This window comes from Pseudoalteromonas sp. XMcav2-N (assembly GCF_024124545.1).
Classification (GTDB): domain Bacteria; phylum Pseudomonadota; class Gammaproteobacteria; order Enterobacterales; family Alteromonadaceae; genus Pseudoalteromonas.
In genome coordinates, this window is the sequence record NZ_JAMXSF010000011.1 from 22,629 (window position 1) to 44,729 (window position 22,101).

Below are 22,101 nucleotides of genomic sequence, written 5' to 3' on the forward strand. Positions count from 1 at the left end.
CTTTATATGAAATGGCGGAGTGGACGGGACTCGAACCCGCGACCCCCGGCGTGACAGGCCGGTATTCTAACCAACTGAACTACCACTCCGCAGTGGTATGACTTTTTATGATTATATCAAATGGCGGAGTGGACGGGACTCGAACCCGCGACCCCCGGCGTGACAGGCCGGTATTCTAACCAACTGAACTACCACTCCGCAGAGATATAATGCAATTTCTTACTCGTTAAAATGTTGGCGGAGTGGACGGGACTCGAACCCGCGACCCCCGGCGTGACAGGCCGGTATTCTAACCAACTGAACTACCACTCCACGAGTAAATAACGATGTTAGTGACGTCGTTTTGTCATAAAGTCAGATTACATTAAATCTGAAAATCCAAACTAAACCCTGGCTATATGGCGGAGTGGACGGGACTCGAACCCGCGACCCCCGGCGTGACAGGCCGGTATTCTAACCAACTGAACTACCACTCCACGGTGGTTTAGCTCGGTGCACTTCTTAAAGATGTTGGCGGAGTGGACGGGACTCGAACCCGCGACCCCCGGCGTGACAGGCCGGTATTCTAACCAACTGAACTACCACTCCAAAGAAGTACTGCACAGAATAAGCGATTGGCGGAGTGGACGGGACTCGAACCCGCGACCCCCGGCGTGACAGGCCGGTATTCTAACCAACTGAACTACCACTCCAGCGTGCGCTTATAAGAGAAAAAGTAAGTGGCGGAGTGGACGGGACTCGAACCCGCGACCCCCGGCGTGACAGGCCGGTATTCTAACCAACTGAACTACCACTCCGCAGCATCTTGTTCTCTCGCTGTTCAGGTGTGCTCCCTGACAGCGGCGTGAATAATACGAATGCCCCCCTTAAGAGTCAACACCTTTTTTGAAAAAATCGGGGATTTTTAGTCATCCGACATCGAAAGGTTCAAAATATCAGCTGATTTATCATTTTTTGAACTCTGTTTGCCCGAGTTTTCTTTATCTTGCTCTAACTCTTCTAAATCTAACTGCTTTTTCTTACCCAAAAACGGCAGGCTTATTTTAAACCTGATGGGCTTTTTCTGTACAAAAATGCGCACAACCAGCCAGCCCAGAAGTAAAATCAATACGTTTCCCACCACCACGATGGCTACGATTGCGCCGGTACTAAGTCCGGGTTCAGGCTCGGGTGGGGTAACGACGCGTTGCGTTGGCCGCTCAGACTCAGGCAATTCAGGGACTTTTTCTATCGGACGTTCTATCTCAAAGTTGTAATCTGGCAGGCGAGCCATAAACTCACGGCCATTAATGTTTTCGCCAAAGGCAGACAATTCCACGCTGTAACGACCCCAATCGTAATTCTTGATAGCCAGCTGTCGATATAGGCGCTCTTCACCATTGAGAGTAAACATTTGCTCTTCCCCATTGGGGTATAAGATCTTGCCCTGAAAAATGACAGTCTCGGGCTTAACCACCTCGGAGGCGAGCCGAACGGTCAGTTGATGTTCGAACTCTTCGGGCCCGGCCAGCATTAAATCAAAGGAAAATGGGGGTTCTGCAATAATGATGGGATCTTTAACGACACGGCGTTTAAGAATGGGGGTCTCTATAAAAAACTCAGGTTGCCACTCGCCGGCAGGGAAGTTCAGCCGGAATTCGCCGGTGAAGATGCCATCGAGCGGACGCTCATCGAATTCTCGGCCATCATCTTTAAACTCGGCCACACTTTGGGTGCCCGCACCAAAATTAGCGTACAGATCGTTATTGGTACTGACAAACTCCACATAGAGGGTGACCACATCGCGGAAATAACCAATGTCGACAGGCTGGCCATCATTGGTGACTTGCCCCTGAATTTTAAGCATTTCTCCACGAAAGATCAGTGGGGGTAAGGGATCGACTTGCAATTCAATGTCACCTAGCACCATCACTCGACTATCCTGACGGACCTGGCCCAACACCTGCCAGGGTCCTGGCATGGGATCTGTGACTATTACCAGGTCATAGCTGATCTCGTCATACCATTCGAGCTTTTCGTCACCAATGGCATGTGTGGCGTAATATTTACTGCCGTCGGGTTTAACCAACACCACGGCCGGCGTGCCGGGCGCACGAAAGAACAGCAAGGTGATTTTCTTTACATTGTGGTCAATGCGAAAGCGGTTATCCAGCAGCGGGATTTCATTGATTTTACCATCTCGCTCAAGCAAGGTTATTTGCGGTGTCTCGGCCATCGTCATCGCGCTGAATAACGCGCTACAAAATAACATCAATCCCGCTAAGCCGATCCGCATGCTCGTTTACCCCATAAAAAGTTAATCTTTCTCTTTGACTATCGATGTCATACCTGACAGCCATTATTGCTGCCACAAACTCTGGCCACTGGCTTTGTTAACCAGCGCCATACGTGCTTCATGGGCATCCAGCTCTTCGGCTGTCGCCAGCACCACTTTTAACGGGGCCCTGTCAGCATTCAGGCGACGTATTCCCCCCCCGCTACCTTGTTGTGCCTGCTCATTATGTTGAGCAAGGTTCAACTTCTTCTGTCCCCCGGTCATGGCCAGGTAAACATCCGATAAGATCTCGGAATCCAGCAATGCGCCGTGCAGTGTTCGTTTTGAGTTATCTATATCATAACGACGACACAAGGCATCAAGGCTATTCTTCTGACCTGGATGCAAATCCCGCGCCATCACCAGCGTATCTAAGACTTCACATACATCGTGAGTTTTTGCATACCCCTGGTTCAGCATAGCAAACTCGTGGTCCATAAAGCCGACGTCGAACGGGGCATTGTGGATCACCAGCTCGGCGCCCTGAATATAGTCGTAAAACTCCTGAGCAACCTGATGGAAAAATGGCTTGTCTCGCAGGAACTCATTGGTGATACCGTGAACGTCTATCGCTTCTTCTTCAATACCACGCTGTGGATTGATATAAACATGAAAATTATTGCCGGTCAGGCGACGATTCACTAACTCCACACAGCCGATCTCAATGATCCTGTGACCTTCTTTTGGGTCTATGCCCGTGGTTTCTGTATCCAGTACTATTTGTCTTTTATGCATATCGTCGATTGCCTAACTTTGCTATGGTTAGCGTCTATTGGAGTATTTTACATAAAAACAGGCAAATTCGTGCAAAAATCCGTAGAGATCTATACTGACGGCTCCTGCTTAGGTAACCCCGGGCCTGGTGGCTATGGTGTGTACCTCAGTTACCAAGGTCATGAAAAAACCCTCAACGCCGGATACCGACTCACCACTAATAACCGTATGGAGATGCTCGCTGCCATTGTTGCACTCGAAACGCTAAAGCGTCCCTGCCAGGTAATTCTGTATACAGACAGCCAGTATGTGAAACAGGGCATAGAGTCCTGGCTGGCAAACTGGAAGAAACGTAACTGGAAAACCGCCGCGAAAAAGCCTGTTAAAAATGTCGACTTATGGCAACGCCTGGATACTGCTGTGCAGCGCCATACGATTGAATGGCGCTGGGTTAAGGGCCATGCAGGCAATAAATACAACGAGCTGGTAGATGATTTAGCCCGGGAAGCCGCTGGCGGGAGTGACCTGTTGGAAGATACCGGCTACCAGAGCGAGTAGCTGCCTACCCTTGCTTTTGATTTCGGCTGTGTTTCAGCCGCGCGCCTTTCACCGCTGGCGTCCATTTGGGCCGTGCGTGCCACTTTGGTTTGATCGGCGTTAAAGGAGCAACCCGCTTGCGAGCCACCAGTAGATACACACTGCCCATAGGCTTCATATAATGTCGGCAAAACCGCCGCCAGGGTGCAAAGCGTGAAAGTCGCGAGCCTCTTGCCAATGAGGCATGGACAAAGCGCTCATCAGCAAGGATTTCAAACCCCAATAGATCCAGCCAGTCTTTAACCCGCGATGGCGTAAAAAAGCGCCCCGACCAGGGCAGTTTTTCTTTGCTAAAAGGTAACAGGTGCGCCAAACCACACAAGCTGAATGGGTTAAACCCACTGATCACAATATACCCGCCCGGGATCAGCGTTCGGTGCGCCTCTCGCAAGATATGATGCGGATCGGAATGATATTCCAGACACTGACTCAGAATACACGAGTCGACACTGTGTTCATAAAAAGGCAGCTCATCAATCTCAGCAAAAACTCCCACGTGCTCTCCTTCTGGCGCAACACAGATTTGATGACTGATCGGGCTTTGTGATGTATCCAGCTGACCACTCAGGCAACCTAGCTTAAGCATATGATAGCCAAACATGCGAGGCAGCCAGTGCGCCATCCGCCGCTCGATCCCTGCACGCACATAATCCCCATGCGGAAAATCCTGCCACTGGTAGGGTTTAGGCCCCTGCTGAAAACTTAGAGCTGGTTTCATTATTCGCACTCGCTATACTAGTTACACCTTCACTTTATAGAGCAATGAGTTATGGCGCAAGTCGCGGTGCAGATCCACCCCATCAAGGCCTTTAACGATAATTATATCTGGGCAATATGTCCGTCTGATAGCAATCTGATGTGGGTTGTTGACCCCGGACAAAGCGAACCTGTCATTGAGTTTGCAACGACCCAACAAAAACAGCTGGTAGGTATATTAGTGACGCACCATCACTGGGATCACACCGATGGTATTGCTCCGTTGCGCACGCACTACGGTGAACTGCCGGTATATGGCCCAAAAAATACGCCTTTTAATGGCATCACACACCCTTTGAATGACGGCGATAAAATAAAAATTGCTGGACTCAACTTTACCATTACTCACACACCCGGACACACACTGGACCATATCTGCTACCTGACACCAGAGCTGGCGTTTACTGGCGATACCTTGTTCAGTGCAGGATGTGGCCGTTTATTTGAGGGCAGCCCGCAGCAAATGTGGCACTCTTTGCAAACTCTGGCGCAGCTCCCGCCTCACTGTGAGATTTATTGCACACATGAATACACTCAGGCTAACCTGGCGTTTGCAGCAGCGGTCGAACCAGAGAATGACGACATTACTCAGTGGCAACAATGGGGTGAGCAGCAACGCGCACAAGCACAGCCGACATTGCCCACCACAATCGCGCGCGAGTTGAGTATCAATCCTTTTATAAGGGCAAACCTGCCACACATGCTAAATACTTTGCCCGCTGACATGCAGACAGAATGTAGTGAAGACTGGCAAAGGTTTGCCGTGCTCAGGCGATGGAAGGATAATTTTTAGCCACTGCTTTAATTCTTACAACTAAACAGTTAACATTGACGGGTTTTAGCTGTGGATTTTTCTGCGGCGCCGTACCCTGACAATGGACCAATGACCGAGTTTTATGAAAAAGCCTCTCTTGCTGCTGGTAGTATCAGCACTGCTGAGCGGTTGTCAAACTACGTTCGACAGCCCGACAATTGAACAAGCCGAACAACTGGATCATGCCAGTCCGGCCGAGATCAGCGACACTCTGATGAGTGCCATCCAGGAACCTGTGGAGGCTGATGAGCCACCACCGGTGTTCGACGACGTCTGGGAGCGGATCCGCTATCAGTTGTCTATTGATGTGCCGCAAAATCGCCCCGTAGTGGCAGAGCGTAACTATTATCAGCGCCATCAGGCCTATCTGGATCGTATTTCAAAACGCGCCGAGCCTTACCTTTACTATATCGTAGAGGAAGTCGAGAAGCGCGAAATGCCGATTGAAATCGCACTGTTACCAATTGTGGAAAGTGCCTTCGATCCATTCGGGTATTCTCATCGCAGCGCATCCGGGATTTGGCAGTTTATGCCACAAACCGGCGAGCGCTTCGACCTTAAACAGAACTGGTGGTATGACGGTCGTCGCGACATCGTCCAGTCAACCCGAGCCGCACTGGATTATCTCACTTACCTGCATAAAACCCTGGAAGGAGACTGGCTCAATGCCATTGCGGCCTATAACTCAGGAGAAGGCCGTCTGCTCAAGGCGATCCGTAAAAATCGCAAAAAGCACCTGCCAACCGATTTCTGGTCCTTGGATCTGCCACGCGAAACCACAGCCTATGTACCTAAATTGCTTGCTCTGTCTGACTTGTTAAAACGCCAGGACGAGTTCAATGTTAAATGGAACAAGATCATCAATGCACAGGTCGTTGATACAGTCGAAGTGGGTTCGCAAATCGATTTAGCACTGGCTGCCGAAATGGCCGATATGTCACTCACTGAACTGTATCGTTTGAACCCGGGGTTTAACCGCTGGGCAACCGATCCAAACGGGCCACATACCTTGTTGCTGCCGGCAGATAAAATCGAAGCTTTCCAGACTCGTCTGGCCAATACTCCAATCAAAGACCGCTTGCGCTGGCAATATTATACGGTCGCCCGGGGTGACAGCCTGTCAGTCATAGCCAAGAAATTTTCAACCAGCACCAGTGCGATTCGTTCCCTGAACAAGCTGGATTCACACATGATCCGGGTTGGTCAGAAACTGTTGGTCCCGCTGAGCGACGGCGAGTTACAAAGTGAGCACTTACCAGATGCCGTGCGCAGCGCTGCGAACAAAGCAACGCGTAATAAAAAAACCCACACGGTCACCAGTGGTGATACCTTATGGGACATTAGCCGCGAATATGACGTTACTGTGGCACAGCTTGCTAAGTGGAATAAACTAAAGGCCAATGCAGTCCTCAAGCTTGGCCAAAAGCTCACCATTTATCAGACTCAAACAGCCACTCAGCCCGTTGCGAACACAACTGAGCGCACCATTACCTATAAGGTTCGTAAGGGAGATTCTCTGGCACGGATCGCGGCTAAGTTTAACCTGACTGTCAGTGAAATCGTGAAGTGGAATAAGCTTGCGGGTCAGAAATATCTCTACCCTGGTCAAAAGCTGAAACTGACCGTTGATGTCAAAAGCTCATAACGTAAAAAGCCGCTGACAACAGCGGCTTTTTTGTCGACTTATACCAGGACACTCGAATCAAAAGTGTTGCAGCCACTTCTGTAGCCAAGGTGAAACCGCTTCATAAGGTTCAAAGTGCTCACATGCATCAACATCCAGACGAGGCTCAGCCACAGTCGCATTCAGCTCCTGAATGAGTACATCGATCTGACGTCCGGCGCCACAAAAGGTGTCCCCATAGCTACTATCACCCAGGGCAATAACTCCGACTGTCTTGCCCGTCAGCATAGGAAACTGACTTTGCATTTGCAAAATCAAAGGTAACAGGTTATCCGGAATATCGCCTTGTCCGGTTGTCGAAGAAATAAACAGCAGGTTTTCTGCTGACTGAACTTGTTGCAAAGTGGGTACTTCGGCAATTGTTGCAGTATGACCTAGCTGTTCAATGTCATTTTTAACCTCAACCGCCAGATTTTCTGCATTGCCAAATACTGAACCGACAAAAAGTGTAATGGATGCCATTATAGGTAGTCCTTTTCTGTACTCGGCCAGCCCAGTTGCCTGCATAAATTCAACATTTCCTCTCCCAGACTGGCGCGAATGATGATGGGTTGTTGACTATAAGGATGCAAAAACTTCAGTTCAGTTGCAAATAACATCAGGCGGCGAATGCCAAAATGATCCTGAAAAAAGTGGTTCTGCTTGTTATCCCCGTGATTTACATCGCCAATAATGGGGTGATTAAGATGGTTGAGGTGGCGACGGATCTGATGTTTGCGACCCGTTTTTGGAAAACACTCGACCAGGGAGTAGCGAATACTGGGGTATTTACCCAGCGGAATATCCAGCGTTGCATGATGTAAGCAGTTGAACTGGGTCTGTGCTTCCTGAGGTGCTTTATCCTGATCGGCAAACTTGTCGGCAATTTTATCTAACTGCTCTTTCAGCGGTTTATCGACATACACGTCTTCAGGAGCAAAGCCACGTACTAAAGCCAGATAACGCTTTTGCACTGTGCCATCGATGAATACCTGATTCATATCCCGTGCCGCTTCGGAACTTAACGCAAACAGCAGAACGCCCGAGGTAGGCCGGTCGAGTCTATGAACTGGAAACACATGCTGCCCAAGCTGGTCACGCAGCATCTGCATTGCAAATTGGGTTTCACGTTTGTCGAGAAACGAGCGGTGAACCAGCAATCCTGAAGGCTTGTTGATAGCCACATAGTGCTCATCCTGATAAATGATTTCTAGCATACTGCGACTACTCCGAAACGGCCAAATCTAGTCGTTGCAATACACTCACTAACACTGCCAATTGAGGATGCTGTGCGAGGCTGACTTCTGCCATCGGAGCAATGGCCATATTGGCGGGTAATGCTGATCCGCTTTGCAATAGCGCACGCATCTTGACGACAAAGACAAACTGTAACCATTGTTCGAAACGTAGCGTATCGCAGCAAAATGGTTGAGTAGAGCGTAACGCCTCAACCGGAACAGGCGTTGCCTGCCAAAGTTCAGCCTGACGCAGCGTATGCTCCAATTCGTCCAGCAGGCGCCATACAGGGTGATCCATAGTGCTTCCTCACACAAATATAAAAGCGATATTATACCTCATCAACCCCGAACGTTTGTATCTTTATAGCTGCTCTTATCAGTCACTGAGAATAAAGCTATAATCGCGCTTCAACGCAATTAAGTGAGATGATAATGACAGCGCAAATTACGACTTTAGGTGAACTACTGACTTCAGCTGGCACGCAATGGCGCGCCTATGATATTGGCCGTCGCATAACCAAAATCGATAAAAAGCAGTTTGCGCAGATCGAAACCACTCAGGTTCCTTACCCCTATCCGCTTGCAGGTCATGCATTGCTGGCAATCCAGTTTTGGGATAACCAGGCAACCCAGGACCCTTATGTGTGGTTTTTAAAACTTCCGTTGGATGAACAAAGTAAGCTGGTTGCCGCCAGCCGCGATCACTTTGCCTCTATGGTGATTGATGCAATAGGCACTCAACTGACCGGTGAAGATGCGCAGGGTAAACTGGATAATAATCCGTATGTCTATGCGCCCAACGCAAATAAGCTCGCCGCATTTAATGCGTTATTGAAAACGGAATTAAAGCGGCCTGCATCGCAATACTATGAGTACGCTGAGCTATACTTTGCTCAGAAGCTGGGGTTAGATCAGTGGCAAAACCTGGCGGTACAGGGCCTGGCAGATTTTGCGATGCGTCTGGATCACGGCAGCAATCAGGACAATTTAAAAGCCAGCTGGTCACAACTTCCTCAAACGGTTCAATCACCTTTAGCAGCGATGTTAGAACATGTAGCCATTGGTGTTGAGCTGACAGAACACTTACTCAGTGGCCTGAAAACAGCTGTGGCTAAAAATGATCTGACAGTCTGTGTAAACCATCTTAGAGCTTTGTCCGGCAGCCACAGCCTGGGGCTTATCGCCGAAGCCGTAGATGCTATTCTGGATTCGCCTTTGGCAGCACACGCCGACCTGCAACTGACCATAACCGGACGTTGCTGGGAAACATTGACCGAGACACACAGGTTAATCAACCTGATGGATCAGGCAGCCCACAACACCGATGTAGAGGGGCTATTTGAAAGCATTTTCGCCGACTTGGTTGCAATTCCGGTTTTGCGCCCACATGTCTTAGCTCTACTTAGAACAGAAAATCGCAGTGAAACACTGTCAAAAGCGATAGGCAGGCTATTTAAACGATGATCACTCTTTGGCTTTTTATTCTTATCGGCGCAATCATTGCGTTCTTTTGGTTTGGCCGCCAAATAGCAGAAGCAGCGCAGCAGCATGCAATTGGTCAGGCTGAAAAACTGAACGTACAGCTACTCAGTGTCGCCTGTGTTAAACGCAGGCTCGCAGTGCTGAGCAATGGAAAACTGGGAATAAAAAGTCAATTTGCTTTTGAGTTCAGTTCAGATCAGCAAAGTGCCTACACTGGCACTATGTACCTGGAAAACCTGCGTCTGAAGAAAATGGACATCCCACCTCATCGCATGATGTAGTAGATGCACTGTGAACTGGTAAGTAGTTGATGAGATAGATCTTTCGATTTGGGGAAAACGTACCTGTTCAATCAGGTATCAGGTGATCGTATTAGCTAACTGCGCAGTCAGGCTAACTGACAAGCATAAAAAAACCAAGGCGTAACCCTTGCGCTACGCCCCAATCTGACGAATTTCCTGGGAGGTATCCGATACCTCTGCTTACAACAAACTAGCAAGCCGCCAAGCTTCATCATCCCCTGAACGGGTATACATCCTGACACACCCGATCTTCTTCCCTGACTTCATCCGATAGGTTACGTCCTGTAGATATCCTTACCGCATCCAAGCACATCCTTTGTCTTACAGTATGACTTTGTTCACACCGTTCGACTCTTCTTCCCTATTCCTTTTATAAACAACATCCTGTTGTGTCCTGAGTCATCCTGACTCTGTCCACTTCGCTTATCCTAAGCGCTCCTAACATCCTTTGTTCAACATCGTCCTGATGTTTCCTGAGCCATCCTGACTCTGTCCACTTCGCTTATCCTAAGCGCTCCTAACATCCTTTGTTCAACATCATCCTGATGTTTCCTGAGTCATCCTGACTCTGTCCACTTCGCTTGTCCTAAGCGCTCCTAACATCCTTTGTTCAACATCGTCCTGATGTTTCCTGAGCCATCCTGACTCTGTCCACTTCGCTTATCCTAAGCGCTCCAAACATCCTTTGTTCAACATCGTCCTGATGTTTCCTGAGCTATCCTGACCCTGTCCACTTCGCTTATCCTAAGCGCTCCTAACATCCTTTGTTCAACATCGTCCTGATGTTTTCTGAATCATCCTGGCTCTGTCCACTTCGCTTGTCCTAAGCGCTCCTAACATCCTTTGTTCAACATCGTCCTGATGTTTTCTGAATCATCCTGGCTCTGTCCACTTCGCTTGTCCTAAGCGCTCCTAACATTCTTTGTTAAACATCGTCCTGATGTTTCCTGAGTCATCCTGACTCTGTCCACTTCACCTCTTCCTGACGCTGATGTCCTTCCGTCCTTGAACACGATTAAGTTTACGCAATCCTGGCTGTCAGAAAAGGCGCTTTTTCTGATAGTTTTTTAAGTCATCAAGTTGAAATAAAAATAAAACCAATAAAAATCAATGCTTTAAAGTTAAATAATGGGTTAAATCAGCAGGTCTAAAACGCCTTGACCTACATCCATGTGAGAAAAGTCTCACAGCGTTTTTTCCATAATGGCCGCTCGAGTTTTAAACAGCAATTCACCCTGTACTGATCTGAAAGTTAAAACCTGATGCTTTTCATATCCATGCTCTTGAAAAAACGCATGTTGGTTAGGTTCTGAGACAAACACCCCAATGCCTGTGGCAAGTGGGTTCTCTTTCACCAATTCGTCCAGCGCGCTAAGCAAATGGTGCCCCAGACCTTGCCCCTGATATTGCGGCTCTACCGCAATAAAAGACAGAAAATAGTAATGCCCCTGCTCAGACAGTGCTTCACGAATGGTTTTCTCTTTATCAATCAGCTGCTGCGTTTGAAGATAGCCGGCACTCATCATGAGTCGCAACCGCCAGTCCCAGCGCCGCGACGCTTGCAATTCGGTTTGCGCTTCAAACACGCAGGCAATCGCAAGCAAAGATTGTCCCTGATATAGTCCAATCAGTGGCTGGGCTGATTGGCCAAAGCAAGACAATTCCTCGCGGATCAATGCACGTAAGCGCGATTCATAGCTTTGCTCATCGGATCCACCCAGAACACCTTTAAACAACTTGTCATCATGGTAGGCTCGATACAACAGACTGGCTGCAACAGTGCTGTCTTCCGGGTGTAAGTGTTTAATTGTCAATTGTGTAACGGATGCTGGGTTAGTCATGGAGTGTCCTTGTTTTTTGTTTTGATTATCCGACGATAATTTACTTGGTCGGTGTCGTAAATCTACTATAGTTATAGCGTACTTTTTAAACAAAAAGAGGGGCGTATGGATACTAGTGTACATAATCTGAAAAACTTGTTTGCACAACTCGGGTTGGATAACAGCGATGCTAAAATTGAGGCCTTTTTCAGTCAACACAGTCTACCCAGTGATATGTTGCTAGCCGAAGCCCCATTTTGGAATGAAGGGCAAAAACATTTTATTGAAGAGTCACTTCAAGAAGATGCCGACTGGAGTGAAGTAATAGACGAGCTGGATGCTCGATTGCGCTGAGCGTGCCTGGACAGTATGCAAGTGTTAAATGAACCTGTGTGCGGCCCGGCATAGGTTCGTATGTTAGTCCGGCGGTTTTTGATGACCCATCAAAACAGCTTAATACAGACTGTTTTACTGGTGATGTTCTGCGGGCTAAGATGTTATAATGCGCTCAGTTTTTGTTTCCAGAGGGTACACTATGCATCCCGCCGTTTTAAACGCCATTGCCACACTCGTTGCACAGGGCAAAACCCCCACTGTTGCCACTACTAAAGCCAAACTGGCGGAGCCTGTGGCTATGCCATTGATCATAGCGGGACTGACCACATACAAGAATAACCCAGAAATACTGTCGACATGCGATGACAAACCCAGCCAGCGTGATAAGTCTGAACAACCCGGTTCAGAGACACAACTTGATCGTATTGAAGCTAAGCTGGATAAGCTGATTGCCCTGCTGGAGTCTCGTTAATATGTTTGTGGTTGATCTTACCTTTGACTGTTATCAGGACACCACCCTTGAAAAAGCAGAGCAGGCAATCAACAGGCTCGTCAATGCACTGCGTTTTAATGGCCAGATCATCGGAGATGAATTTCCTACAGTATTAAAAGAAGGGTTCTTTATCACGCGGGTAATGTGCCCGCTCGAAGATTCGTTGCATCCGCTCCACCACAGCCCCTTTGTGAAACATGCCATTGAGCAGCTGCAGCAAGCAGGATTACTGGCACCCAAAGTCAAAGTGATAGGCCAGGATATTCATGCTAATGGTGCCGACCAGTGTCAATCCCCCTCAAGCTATATCCTCTATACCACCTATGTACACACATGTAGTCCGTTATATTGTGGGGATGACTTCCAGCCAATTCCTTTGTATACCATTCCGGCTATTGCGAATGGCGATTATAAGGCTTTGATTAAATGGCAAGAAGACTGGCAGGCCTGTGACCAGATCCAGATAAACGGGGCAACCCGGTGCGAATTTGCCGCACTCAATGAACTGACAAGCCTCGACAGCGATCTTACCCGACGTGGGCTGGACCTGAGTAAACGTATTCGTTACCTCACCAAAAAACCGGTGTATTATTATTTATACCGGGTTGGCGGAGAAAGCCTCGCTCAGGAAAAAGCACGCACCTGTCCGGGCTGTGACGCTGACTGGGCATTAGAAGCGCCCTGGTTTGGTATTTTTGATTTTAAATGTGATGCCTGCGAACTGGTGTCTAATATATCCTGGGACTTTCAGTAGCAGAAAAGGTGACGTCCTTGCGCGTCACCTCAAACGCCAACATCACACGATTAAAACTGTGCCGATAGTTGACTTAAAAATGCTGTCAGGTTGGGCGCAAGTACTTTGTGCGGCGCTTTACCTACCCGCTCAAGACAAACCTCTCCTGTGCCGAGCTGCACCGTAATCAATACATCTTCCTGTGCAGTCAGGCCAATAAAGACCGTATCTTCTTGCTTGAGACGTCGCTTCATCAACACATGACCCGTGATATTTTGTTGCAAACGCTCAAAGTCTTTTTCATTCCAGGCTTGCAGCAACTCTACTTCTTCACCGTCCAGCGCGACCAATATATTGCCCGCGTAAGCCGCGCCATAAAATTCATTCAGCTCAGAGCTAAACTGGGTTTCCAGCGCATTGGCAAGTGCATTGAAGTCACCACATGGCGTTCTGGGCACCGCCTGCCACGCTATCAGACCATCACCTCTGGGTTCTCCAGTTTCACACGGGCTGGGCCATTGTGCGTCATGCTGGATCAATGGCCAGTGGCCCTGTGATTGCTGTACCGAGTTGGCAAATTTATCATGAAGTTCGAGGATCAAAGTGCTCACGCTCATACTGCTATTCTCGCTCATTATTCGCTATAATCGGGGCCATTGTAACTACTAATGGATCAACATGACAGACTACAATAACGCCCCCGAGTTAAAAGCTTCCGTACTGGGCAAGACCACAGAATACGCCAGTCACTATGACCCAAGTCTGCTTCACCCCATTGCGCGCAAGCTCAATCGTGACCAGATAGCCGTAGACGAGCAGGCGTTACCGTTTTTTGGCGAAGACATCTGGCATGGCTATGAACTGTCCTGGCTGAATCACAAAGGTAAACCACAGGTTGCTATTGCCCGATTTGTCTTTCCCTGTCAGAGCAGTCATATTATCGAATCCAAATCATTTAAGCTGTATCTGAATAGTTTCAATCAGAGCAAGTTTGCCAGCTTTGAAGCGGTGCAAGAGGCATTGCAACAAGACTTATCTGCAGCAGCCCAGTGCGATGTCGGCGTCACCCTGTATGGCCCAGACGACCATGACTGTTTACCCTTTTCTGCCCTACCGGGAGAGTGTATCGATGAGCTGGATATTTCGGTAGATGATTACAGTCCCCGCGATGGTTTGCTGGCGCAAGAGAGTGACATTCAAGTCACTGAAACCTTGCACAGCCACCTGCTTAAGTCTAACTGTCTGATCACCTCGCAGCCAGACTGGGCAAGTATCGTGATCCGATATGAAGGGAAGAAGATTTGCCGGGAGTCTCTGCTGCGTTATTTAATCTCATTTCGGGATCATAATGAGTTTCACGAGCAATGTGTTGAGCGTATTTATTGTGATTTGTTGCGTGCATTTGAACCAGACAAACTCGAAGTCTATGCAAGATACACGCGCCGAGGCGGCCTGGATATAAACCCATTCCGTTCCAGCGAGCAAAATAAGACGACCTTTAACGTCCGGATCAATCGTCAATAAATGCCTTCACCGGCACAGTGATCGCGCACACATCGGTATGATTGGCCTGGTGTAAAAACCAGGCTTCCGGGCGGTTCTGCCGCGCCGCGATCAGCGCCAGAAATGCCTCGCTCTGTGTGTTGAATACCATAAAGCGTTGCTTGTCTTGTGTGTCTGTCAGTACCTCTACAGCCACAATAGGGTTGAAAGCCTGCCCAGCGGTTGGCGTTCTGTGTAGCCGCTGAACGTGCTCCATTCCCGCTAATACGCGGCCAAACACAGTAGTATTTAAATCCAGATAACGCTGTGCAGTTAACGTAAAATAGAATTCACTGCCACCACTGTCTGCACTGTTCTGACGCGCCATTGCAAACGTGCCGGGGCAATGTGTTTGCCACGTACGCTTGCCATCTTCACTCTGTGCCACCGCAAACCCATTTAAAAAGCCAGTTCGGGGGGCATAGCCATCATCCAGCCCCAGCTCTGTGATAGTAAGGGCCTCGCTTGTGGTGTAGAAAAACTCCGCAGCAATGCTTTTTTTCCCATCGACAGGCTGTTTCTTGTCATCCTGGTCGCCACCTTGTGCGACAAAACCCTCGACAAAGCGATACATATTGAGGCCCTGATAGAAGCCCTCCCGTGCCAGTGCTTTAATATTGTCGACATGCCCTGGCGCCAGCAGGGGATTCAGCTCAACGTAAACCGGGCCTGTTGGCAGGGTGATCTTAAGCATGTTATCCGCAGCAACTAATCGCCAGTCATCTTTGCCTGCCTGGGCTATGATGTTAGCCGGTGAGCGCTGCTCTTGTGTTATCGTGATGCTGTCAGTCTGTGTTTGCTTGTCTGTCGACTGGCAAGCAGTGAGCATGAGCATAGCTGCCAGGCCCACCGCTTGATTTGTGTTGTGTGTTATTATTGTCATTGTGTTTTCCTGGTTGATACCACAGTTCGCTGCGTGACAAAGGTGTCTTGGCAGACAAGGTAGGGTTGGGCAGGGTCAGCCGCATCCGCCTGGCTAAATCCAGTTGCTCCAGTTTTTTTGCAAAGTGGCTGCGAAACAACCACTCGAAGCAGCCATCAGCAATGGCCTGCTCCAGACCGGACTCTAACAAAGTATGCAACTGGATATTGTTTTTATCGACAAACAGATAGACGGCAGAAGGATAATTTATCAGCAGATGTGGTTGCACCATGACGTCGGTTCGTGCCGAAAAATCTTCGGCTGCCAGTATATCCAGCGGCACCACATCCAGCCGCCTGTTACTCAGCATGGTCATCGCTTTTTCTGTGTCGTGAAATGCCACCACCTGAAATCCATTACGCTCAAACACTGCTCTGTCAGGCCAGTCATGGCGAAGCCCAAACAGCAGTGGCTTGAGCTGCCCCCAATGCTTGATATCCGAAAACTCAGCAGAGCGGTTGGCATCAATAAACAGAATGCGATACCCCAATAGCCCTTTTACCAACGGAATACGTATCGCCAGTGCTTGTTGCTCTCTTTCCTTACTGGTCACAGACCAAAATACATCAATGCCCGATTGCTTACCAAGCAGGCGTACAGCCCGAGTTTGCGTTGGGATACCGGCAACGGTTTTTAAACTAACTGGTCGCGGCTGATAGGACAACGCCAACTCAATCAGCTGAAGCACATACGGATTAGCACCTGATGTCACTCGAATTTCTAGCGGTGCTCTTACAGTGTACGCCGCGCTCGAAAAGGTGGTGCCAAGTATCAGTGCCAACAAAAAACGGTACATTATTCGTCCCAGTCAAATTTGTACAGCAGATCAATACTTTTATACAAACCACTGGTCGCTTCAATATAAAATTTCGAAAAAATCCGGTAGCGCACCGCGACTTCACTCAGCGATGCAAAAACGCCCACCCGATAACTGACCTGGACGCTGGGAGTTAGATAACCCGACACTTCGACTTGAGTATCATCACCACTGCCCTTAGCCGACAGGTTTACATCCTGTATCCCTATGGTTTCGCCCGCTTTAGCAAAATATCCCTTGCTGCGATCTATACTCTGGGACAACAGAAACTGCGCCAGCATGGTATTGTTATTGCTCTGGCCATCGCCTAACGGCTGACCATTGAGCAGGTAAGCCAGTGCCTGAGCCTGGTCCATCGCAGGTTGTGAATAAATCACCAGCTCAGGACTGCGGATACTGCCTTTGACTTCAACTCCGGCCACAACACCATTGGCCGTTGTCTCAGGGTTACGAATTGCGCGCACATTAATATAAGGCTTGTCCAGTGGGCCATTGAAGCCCAGCTGGCCCGTTTCTATGTTCAGGTCCTGTCCAAATGCTTTGTACTGCCCTTCTCGCAAGTTGATCTCTCCACTGGCCAGCAAGGCCGAAGCGAGCTGCTTTTCCAGAGACAGCTCACCCGTCAGATAAGCGTCCAGACCCAAGGCTTTAATTCTGACATCGTCAAGCAAGCGCACGTCCAGATCGAGCCGATAATCCATCATCTGAGCCGACCGGGTGGGGCTGGCCTTATCAACGATGACCTGATCGTCGCTTACCGCGACCACTCCCTGGGGTAACTCTTCAATTTCTACGCGACCATAAGGCACAGTAAGCACCCCGGTTACCTCTGCATACTCACCGTTGTAACGCAATGACAAGTCTGGCGTTACATTCAGGGTGACACCCGGTTGCGGTGTCAAAGTTAACTGTTCACCACTGAGATTTAACTTTGCCCTCAGAGCGTTGTGCCAATCAACTTCACCGCTGAGCGCGACCTGACCTCGCGGCGCTGTGTTAAGCAGCCCAACCAGCTGAGCCTGCTGGCCATTCAATTGCACATCAAGATCTAAGTCGCTAATGGCCAGAGGAAGCTCACTGGCTTTTAGCTGAATGTCTTGGGCGCTAAGCTGTCCGCTTAACTGCGGCAGTGTCAGCGCACCGTCGATGTTGACCTGGCCCGCAATGACTCCCGCCAGTTCCAGATCTGGCCATAATAACCGGCGTAGCAAAGGCCTGAATTTACCCAACTCTATGCCTGCTATGTTGACAAACCCGCGCACAGATTGAGGCTCAGCCTGCAATGGCATCAGCAGCTCTCCATTAAAATGGCCTAACTTTCTAAGCGCCAGTTGCCAATTGGCTTTTGCCTCTCGGGCATCACTGTTCAGTGCCAGAGAAAAGCGGTCTATTTCTAGCGGCAAGGTCGGTGCGGTCCCCTCCTCGCTATCGTCAAGCTGCTCCGGGGTTGCACCAAATATTGTGACCTGAGCGTCGGCCATAGCCAATTGACCATCCAGTACCTCTAACTGGCCCTGTGACCATTTTGCCTTGGCATTGCCAGAAAATATCCCCTTTAGTTCAGCTAAGTTACTCAGCAACGGATTAAAGTGCGTCAGGTCCAGCTGCTGTAACTCAATGCTCGCCTGACCCCGGGACCCATGCTCTGCCGCTAAGCAGAGCTGTCCGGGTGAGAGTGTCCAGCATTGACGCGCCACGATTATCTGATCCGCTTTCACCGTCAATTCCGCTGGTGACATCAACACCAATTCACTGTTGTCCAAGCGCAACATACCTGCATCCAGCTGGCCAACCCAGGCCTGCTTAGCATACTGTCCACTGAATGTCAGATCGCCACTGCTACGTGAGTTTTCTACCTGTATTGTCAGCTGGTGGTGGTTCTGATCTCCTTGACCCGCCACATTGAGAGCTGTGGCAGGTAAATCCCCCGTAGTCACTGCGGACAAAGACACGTTCAGATCGGTCAACCAATCTTTGGCTATATCCAAAGAGAGTGCCAACTTTCCTCCGATTGCCGATGTATCCTGATACACAAGTTTGTCCAGCTGGCTGCGTAATGTGAGGTTTGGCGCATTAACCGGACCGGTTGCAGTAAATTGTCCCGACAGTTGCACATCCACCGGCAACACTGCATTTTTTTGGTGAGCCAGTGACAACTCGCCATGCACATCCAGTTGCTCATTGGCTGTGCCCGACAGGATGATCTGACTGTCTCCATAACTTAGCCGGGCGGCCTGGATCTCGCCATGTAAATCACTATTTACTTTACCTCGGGCAACCAGCTGTAAAGGTAAGGCAGCCAGCTGTCCGCTGAGCGCCAATTCATTAACCTGCGCCCGCCACTGCTGACCATGCCTGGAAAAATCAAGCTGATAAGCCCCTGATAACTGGGTCTCATCCAGCTTCAGCCAGGCACCCAAAGGCAAGGCATGTAACTCACCTTCTATCTGGCTTCGCAACCCATCTTGCCAGCTCACCTGAGCACTGAGCTGGGTATGCGCTTCACCCAATGTGAGTTCGGCCTTTTGTAACGTCAAAGCAGTGAGTCCGCCAGACGCTGCCAGTTGCATATCCAGCTCAGGGTCAGCTAAATCAAGTTGCTCACTCAGTTGCACGCTGGCATGTGCATTGACTAAATAGTCAACCGCAGTCCCTTGCACGTCGAGTGACAGCTTTTGCAGTGTATTGTCTGAACCCAAAGCAAGTTGCTCGGTGTTTACTGTGAGTGAGAAAGGCCAGTTTGGCACTGCCGGACTCACACTCAACGCGATTTTGCCCTGTGCATTACCAGACAGTGTGGCAGACAGGTCTAGTTGATTAAGGTCACCAGTAAATGCAAGTGTGCCCTGGTAATCGGAATGTTCATAGTCTATTCCCCCCGACACAGCCCAGCGGCTTAAGTCTGCCTGCGCTGCCAGAGCCAGTTGATGTGTCTGATAAGACAGTGATAAATGGTGGATCGACAACTCGGACTGCTCAGCACCAGCACTGAGTCGAAGCTGTTTCAGGGCCTGCAACTCTCCCTCGTAAGGACGATAGCTAAGCTCAGCGACTGTAAACTGTTCAACACTGACAGCCATGGGAAGTTGTATGGCGGGAAATGATAATGCGGGGATCGCTGTTGGTATATCAAAAGGAGCTGCAGGAGCTGGCGCGTCAGTTTGCCAGATCTGTGCACGACTCAGGGCAAACTTTTTGACTTGAAAGCCCTGTTCATCAGCTCTGGCTGTCACTGCCAGCTTGCTGAGGTTTACCTTGTGTCCTGCTACCTTTAACTCTGCAGCCCCTAAACGAAATTGCTTGATAGCGACAGAAAATGGTAAGGACAATGGCGCTGCTTCAGTCGCTTGCTCAGACTCACCTGTTACCCCAGACTCGTCGGCAGGCTTAGCCAGATGTAAGGTCACCTTGTCAGCACTGCCTGACAGACACCAGGTAGCGCAGCTAAACCAGTCAAGCGACAGGCTAAACTGACTGGCATGAAAGGTCGCCTGCTCGTTCTGAAATTGCACGTCCAGCACGGCATTAGACAGCAAACGCACCTGAGGAGAGCTTACTTTTAAACCAGTTACACTGTGATTGGCCACCCAGACCAGTAGTTTGTGACCGGGCAATGTAAACAGCAAGCAAAACACCGTCACACAGAGGCCAATGACGGTGTAGCTAATACGGCGCAGCCAAGCTTTTAATCCCATTACATCTCCGGTCCAATGACAATACTTAAACGAGTGCTCTTACTGTCTTTGCTCAGCCCCCAGGCATGGTCCAGACGGATCGGTCCGACCGGCGTCAAATAGCGAATGCCAAATCCGGCACCTAATGCCCACTTTTCCTTAAAGTCATCTGTTGCAGTACCAGTGTCTACAAACAGAGCAACACGCCAGTTGGGCATAAACTGATAGTTATATTCTGCACTCGCAGTTGTAAGATATTTGCCGCCCAGTAGCTTGCCCTCGTCATCCCGTGGTGCCACAGACTGATAAGCAAATCCACGTACGCTCTGATCACCACCGGCAAAAAATCGCATATTAAAGGGCACAGCTTCAATGTCGTCAGTAATGATTGCCCCCGCTTCCAAACGAGTCAGAAAGAAGTGTCGTTGTGCTATGTTACGCAACCAGGCATTTTTCCAGCGCACTTTGACCAGGGAAGTAGAAGAAATCAATGAGTCACTGGCCAGTTCGACGGAAATCAGCCGTTCATTGCCCCAGTACGGCAACATACCTCCCAGGCTCTGTTTTTTTGCATAGCTCACCCCGGGGATCAGCATTTCTGTTTTCAGTGTTTCGCCATCCTGTTCACTGGTTTCATGCTCACGTTTTAAAAACGCAGTGCGCACCCAGTTTCCGGATGTCAACCACTGCCGTTGCACCTGAATATTCCAGGTCTTGGTATCAACTCCTTCAGTCAGGTCGTCCTGTAACTGATATCCCCCCAGAATGCGAAATACATCGTTGTTTGGATCATCCACAGGGATTGTATAGGCACCACTGATATCTTGCTGACGCTGAGAAATATTGAGATCCGATGTCATGGAGTGTCCCCCACTCGTTACCCAGGGTTTGCTCCATTTGAAACGCGCTTTCGCACCTAAATCGGTACTGTACCCCCCGCCAACTTCGTAGCTGTTGGCGGGTTTGTCGGTCAGCTCAACGCGAATTGGGACAGTGCCTTGGTGCCTGAGTTTGAGCAAAGGGTAAACCCGAACACTCTGAAAATACGGCGTTTCATTCAAAGTGAGGTTATATTGAGACAGCTTCTGGGCAGCATAAAACTCACCCGGACTAAATGGGCTTAACGCTTGAGCAAACGCAACCGCTTTTGATTCTGTCGACAGACGTAGTTCCCCAAACTGATATCTGGGCCCCGCCGACAGCGACAAGGTCGCTGAGGCCTGTTTTTGCGAGCGATCCACACTGAGCTGTTTTTTCAGCCACTGAAAATCAAAATAACCCAATTCCAGTAGCACACTTTCTATCTGAGCCTTAGTGGCTTCATAACGGTCATGTCTGACCTGCTCACCGATTTGTATGGCACCATCAAGTAATCGTAAGCGCAATGCGTCGTCTTCAATTCCCTGCAGAGCGATCTCTACCTGGTGCCAGTGCAATGCGACACCAGGGTCCAGAATAAGGACGACACGCCGGGTCTTTGGGTCGAACGATATGGTGAGTGCGTGGTGATAATACCCAAGCGCCTGTAATGCCTTAGTGATGTCTTTATCAATCAGCTTCTTTCTGCGTGGTGTAAACGGCTTACCAACATATGTACTCAGAAAGCGCATGACATTGTCATGTGCTTCATCTGATAACTCAGTGCCATTTGGCGCCTGACTTACAGTAAACTCGCTGATACCAGCTGAATCGCCGGCCCGTACCTGAAATGAAAAAAGAAGAACAACTAGAACGGCAATAAACGCAGATAAACGCACTAAATAACCCTAAAATTTGCAGTGACATTATAATACCACAGCAAGATAACGCTGACATGGAGTGGATGTACTTATCACTGTGTTATTTTTGCGCGCTTACATGCAAATTTTTGCGGTCAGTGCTTTT

Annotated in this window: 21 protein-coding genes and 7 tRNA genes; 9 read left to right on the top strand and 19 right to left on the bottom strand. The window is 49.3% G+C overall.

Translation table 11 applies throughout. The annotated features are described in order from the left end of the window. Positions 1–12: 12 nt before the first annotated feature. From NH568_RS14665 to dnaQ, 9 genes are all read right to left on the bottom strand, one after another. A tRNA-Asp gene (locus NH568_RS14665) sits at positions 13–89 on the bottom strand. Between the two features lie 32 nt (positions 90–121). Continuing rightward, positions 122–198: transfer RNA gene (locus NH568_RS14670), tRNA-Asp, on the bottom strand. A 37-nt stretch (positions 199–235) separates the two neighbouring features. Next, positions 236–312: transfer RNA gene (locus NH568_RS14675), tRNA-Asp, on the bottom strand. Between the two features lie 87 nt (positions 313–399). Then, a tRNA-Asp gene (locus NH568_RS14680) sits at positions 400–476 on the bottom strand. Between the two features lie 35 nt (positions 477–511). Further along, positions 512–588 (bottom strand) — tRNA-Asp (locus NH568_RS14685). A gap of 27 nt (positions 589–615) precedes the next feature. Then, positions 616–692: transfer RNA gene (locus NH568_RS14690), tRNA-Asp, on the bottom strand. Positions 693–720: 28 nt separating this feature from the next. After that, positions 721–797: transfer RNA gene (locus NH568_RS14695), tRNA-Asp, on the bottom strand. 107 nt (positions 798–904) lie between these two features. Next, a complete protein-coding gene (locus NH568_RS14700) occupies positions 905–2,251 on the bottom strand; it encodes a TIGR03503 family protein (protein ID WP_253048614.1) in 1,347 nt (448 codons plus the stop codon). 87 nt (positions 2,252–2,338) lie between these two features. After that, complete coding sequence (gene dnaQ / locus NH568_RS14705; protein WP_253048406.1) at positions 2,339–3,049, bottom strand: DNA polymerase III subunit epsilon; 711 nt, start codon at positions 3,047–3,049, stop codon at positions 2,339–2,341. Between the two features lie 69 nt (positions 3,050–3,118). Between dnaQ and rnhA the strand changes: the two genes are divergently transcribed. After that, a complete protein-coding gene (gene rnhA / locus NH568_RS14710; protein ID WP_253048407.1) occupies positions 3,119–3,586 on the top strand; it encodes a ribonuclease HI in 468 nt (155 codons plus the stop codon). Between the two features lie 4 nt (positions 3,587–3,590). On the opposite strand, the gene NH568_RS14715 is transcribed toward rnhA, so the two are convergent. After that, positions 3,591–4,343, bottom strand: a complete 753-nt coding sequence (locus NH568_RS14715; protein WP_138553535.1) for a methyltransferase domain-containing protein — start codon at positions 4,341–4,343, stop codon at positions 3,591–3,593. 51 nt (positions 4,344–4,394) lie between these two features. Here NH568_RS14715 and gloB point away from each other — a divergent pair, with 51 nt between their 5' ends. After that, positions 4,395–5,174 carry a hydroxyacylglutathione hydrolase gene (gene gloB, locus NH568_RS14720; RefSeq protein WP_253048408.1) on the top strand — a complete coding sequence of 260 codons (780 nt, stop codon included), beginning with the start codon at positions 4,395–4,397 and terminating at the stop codon, positions 5,172–5,174. Between the two features lie 103 nt (positions 5,175–5,277). Next, positions 5,278–6,840, top strand: a complete 1,563-nt coding sequence (locus NH568_RS14725; RefSeq protein WP_253048409.1) for a LysM peptidoglycan-binding domain-containing protein — start codon at positions 5,278–5,280, stop codon at positions 6,838–6,840. Between the two features lie 57 nt (positions 6,841–6,897). Here NH568_RS14725 and NH568_RS14730 read toward each other — a convergent pair whose 3' ends face one another. From NH568_RS14730 to NH568_RS14740, 3 genes are read right to left on the bottom strand one after another with little or no spacing between them, the layout of a single operon-like run. Continuing rightward, positions 6,898–7,341 (bottom strand): flavodoxin domain-containing protein, encoded by a 444-nt coding sequence (locus NH568_RS14730; RefSeq protein WP_253048410.1) that lies wholly within the window; start codon positions 7,339–7,341, stop codon positions 6,898–6,900. After that, a complete protein-coding gene (truC, locus tag NH568_RS14735; RefSeq protein ID WP_253048411.1) occupies positions 7,341–8,075 on the bottom strand; it encodes a tRNA pseudouridine(65) synthase TruC in 735 nt (244 codons plus the stop codon). The genes NH568_RS14730 and truC overlap by 1 nt, the downstream gene beginning before the upstream one ends. Before the next feature lie 7 nt (positions 8,076–8,082). After that, on the bottom strand, positions 8,083–8,394 hold the full coding sequence (locus NH568_RS14740; RefSeq protein ID WP_253048412.1) for a YqcC family protein: 312 nt from the start codon (positions 8,392–8,394) through the stop codon (positions 8,083–8,085). A gap of 134 nt (positions 8,395–8,528) precedes the next feature. Here NH568_RS14740 and NH568_RS14745 point away from each other — a divergent pair, with 134 nt between their 5' ends. Next, positions 8,529–9,560, top strand: a complete 1,032-nt coding sequence (locus NH568_RS14745) for a DUF3549 family protein (RefSeq protein WP_253048413.1) — start codon at positions 8,529–8,531, stop codon at positions 9,558–9,560. Next, positions 9,557–9,859 carry a DUF3301 domain-containing protein gene (locus NH568_RS14750; RefSeq protein ID WP_054015437.1) on the top strand — a complete coding sequence of 101 codons (303 nt, stop codon included), beginning with the start codon at positions 9,557–9,559 and terminating at the stop codon, positions 9,857–9,859. The genes NH568_RS14745 and NH568_RS14750 overlap by 4 nt, the downstream gene beginning before the upstream one ends. Before the next feature lie 1,205 nt (positions 9,860–11,064). On the opposite strand, the gene NH568_RS14755 is transcribed toward NH568_RS14750, so the two are convergent. Further along, on the bottom strand, positions 11,065–11,721 hold the full coding sequence (locus NH568_RS14755) for a GNAT family N-acetyltransferase (protein ID WP_253048414.1): 657 nt from the start codon (positions 11,719–11,721) through the stop codon (positions 11,065–11,067). 105 nt (positions 11,722–11,826) lie between these two features. Between NH568_RS14755 and NH568_RS14760 the strand changes: the two genes are divergently transcribed. The 3 genes from NH568_RS14760 (at position 11,827) to NH568_RS14770 (ending at position 13,283) form a co-directional block, all read left to right on the top strand. Then, positions 11,827–12,054 (top strand): DUF2789 domain-containing protein, encoded by a 228-nt coding sequence (locus NH568_RS14760; RefSeq protein ID WP_253048415.1) that lies wholly within the window; start codon positions 11,827–11,829, stop codon positions 12,052–12,054. 181 nt (positions 12,055–12,235) lie between these two features. Beyond that, a complete protein-coding gene (locus NH568_RS14765) occupies positions 12,236–12,508 on the top strand; it encodes a hypothetical protein (protein ID WP_253048616.1) in 273 nt (90 codons plus the stop codon). A gap of 1 nt (position 12,509) precedes the next feature. Beyond that, on the top strand, positions 12,510–13,283 hold the full coding sequence (locus tag NH568_RS14770) for a Zn-ribbon-containing protein (protein WP_253048416.1): 774 nt from the start codon (positions 12,510–12,512) through the stop codon (positions 13,281–13,283). A 50-nt stretch (positions 13,284–13,333) separates the two neighbouring features. On the opposite strand, the gene syd is transcribed toward NH568_RS14770, so the two are convergent. Beyond that, positions 13,334–13,879: a SecY-interacting protein gene (syd, locus tag NH568_RS14775; RefSeq protein WP_253048417.1), complete on the bottom strand. Its 546-nt coding sequence runs from the start codon at positions 13,877–13,879 to the stop codon at positions 13,334–13,336. Between the two features lie 61 nt (positions 13,880–13,940). Here syd and queF point away from each other — a divergent pair, with 61 nt between their 5' ends. After that, positions 13,941–14,786 carry an NADPH-dependent 7-cyano-7-deazaguanine reductase QueF gene (queF, locus tag NH568_RS14780; RefSeq protein WP_253048418.1) on the top strand — a complete coding sequence of 282 codons (846 nt, stop codon included), beginning with the start codon at positions 13,941–13,943 and terminating at the stop codon, positions 14,784–14,786. Here queF and NH568_RS14785 read toward each other — a convergent pair. The 4 genes from NH568_RS14785 to NH568_RS14800 form a co-directional block, all read right to left on the bottom strand. Further along, the gene (locus NH568_RS14785) at positions 14,773–15,687 is read right to left on the bottom strand and encodes a peptidylprolyl isomerase (RefSeq protein ID WP_253048419.1); all 915 of its coding nucleotides are present in this window, start codon (positions 15,685–15,687) and stop codon (positions 14,773–14,775) included. The two genes, queF and NH568_RS14785, sit on opposite strands and share 14 nt — an antisense overlap. Continuing rightward, positions 15,590–16,438: a transporter substrate-binding domain-containing protein gene (locus tag NH568_RS14790; RefSeq protein WP_253048420.1), complete on the bottom strand. Its 849-nt coding sequence runs from the start codon at positions 16,436–16,438 to the stop codon at positions 15,590–15,592. Before NH568_RS14790 ends, NH568_RS14785 begins: the two co-directional genes overlap by 98 nt. A gap of 83 nt (positions 16,439–16,521) precedes the next feature. Beyond that, positions 16,522–20,238, bottom strand: coding sequence for a translocation/assembly module TamB domain-containing protein (locus NH568_RS14795; RefSeq protein WP_253048421.1), 3,717 nt, complete (start codon positions 20,236–20,238; stop codon positions 16,522–16,524). Further along, positions 20,238–21,974, bottom strand: a complete 1,737-nt coding sequence (locus NH568_RS14800) for an autotransporter assembly complex family protein (protein WP_253048422.1) — start codon at positions 21,972–21,974, stop codon at positions 20,238–20,240. The genes NH568_RS14795 and NH568_RS14800 overlap by 1 nt, the downstream gene beginning before the upstream one ends. Positions 21,975–22,101: the final 127 nt, after the last annotated feature.

What these genes read in the sequence shown, in the direction of transcription:
- NH568_RS14795 (WP_253048421.1), bottom strand. Translation starts at nt 20,238, where the DNA reads ATGGGATTAAAAGCTTGGCTGCGCCGTATTAGCTACACCGTCATTGGC.
- NH568_RS14785 (WP_253048419.1), bottom strand. Translation starts at nt 15,687, where the DNA reads ATGACAATAATAACACACAACACAAATCAAGCGGTGGGCCTGGCAGCT.
- NH568_RS14730 (WP_253048410.1), bottom strand. Translation starts at nt 7,341, where the DNA reads ATGGCATCCATTACACTTTTTGTCGGTTCAGTATTTGGCAATGCAGAA.
- NH568_RS14745 (WP_253048413.1), top strand. Translation starts at nt 8,529, where the DNA reads ATGACAGCGCAAATTACGACTTTAGGTGAACTACTGACTTCAGCTGGC.
- gloB (WP_253048408.1), top strand. Translation starts at nt 4,395, where the DNA reads ATGGCGCAAGTCGCGGTGCAGATCCACCCCATCAAGGCCTTTAACGAT.
- NH568_RS14765 (WP_253048616.1), top strand. Translation starts at nt 12,236, where the DNA reads ATGCATCCCGCCGTTTTAAACGCCATTGCCACACTCGTTGCACAGGGC.
- NH568_RS14755 (WP_253048414.1), bottom strand. Translation starts at nt 11,721, where the DNA reads ATGACTAACCCAGCATCCGTTACACAATTGACAATTAAACACTTACAC.
- NH568_RS14760 (WP_253048415.1), top strand. Translation starts at nt 11,827, where the DNA reads ATGGATACTAGTGTACATAATCTGAAAAACTTGTTTGCACAACTCGGG.
- dnaQ (WP_253048406.1), bottom strand. Translation starts at nt 3,049, where the DNA reads ATGCATAAAAGACAAATAGTACTGGATACAGAAACCACGGGCATAGAC.
- NH568_RS14725 (WP_253048409.1), top strand. Translation starts at nt 5,278, where the DNA reads ATGAAAAAGCCTCTCTTGCTGCTGGTAGTATCAGCACTGCTGAGCGGT.
- syd (WP_253048417.1), bottom strand. Translation starts at nt 13,879, where the DNA reads ATGAGCGTGAGCACTTTGATCCTCGAACTTCATGATAAATTTGCCAAC.
- NH568_RS14715 (WP_138553535.1), bottom strand. Translation starts at nt 4,343, where the DNA reads ATGAAACCAGCTCTAAGTTTTCAGCAGGGGCCTAAACCCTACCAGTGG.
- NH568_RS14740 (WP_253048412.1), bottom strand. Translation starts at nt 8,394, where the DNA reads ATGGATCACCCTGTATGGCGCCTGCTGGACGAATTGGAGCATACGCTG.
- NH568_RS14770 (WP_253048416.1), top strand. Translation starts at nt 12,510, where the DNA reads ATGTTTGTGGTTGATCTTACCTTTGACTGTTATCAGGACACCACCCTT.
- NH568_RS14750 (WP_054015437.1), top strand. Translation starts at nt 9,557, where the DNA reads ATGATCACTCTTTGGCTTTTTATTCTTATCGGCGCAATCATTGCGTTC.
- NH568_RS14700 (WP_253048614.1), bottom strand. Translation starts at nt 2,251, where the DNA reads ATGTTATTTTGTAGCGCGTTATTCAGCGCGATGACGATGGCCGAGACA.
- truC (WP_253048411.1), bottom strand. Translation starts at nt 8,075, where the DNA reads ATGCTAGAAATCATTTATCAGGATGAGCACTATGTGGCTATCAACAAG.
- queF (WP_253048418.1), top strand. Translation starts at nt 13,941, where the DNA reads ATGACAGACTACAATAACGCCCCCGAGTTAAAAGCTTCCGTACTGGGC.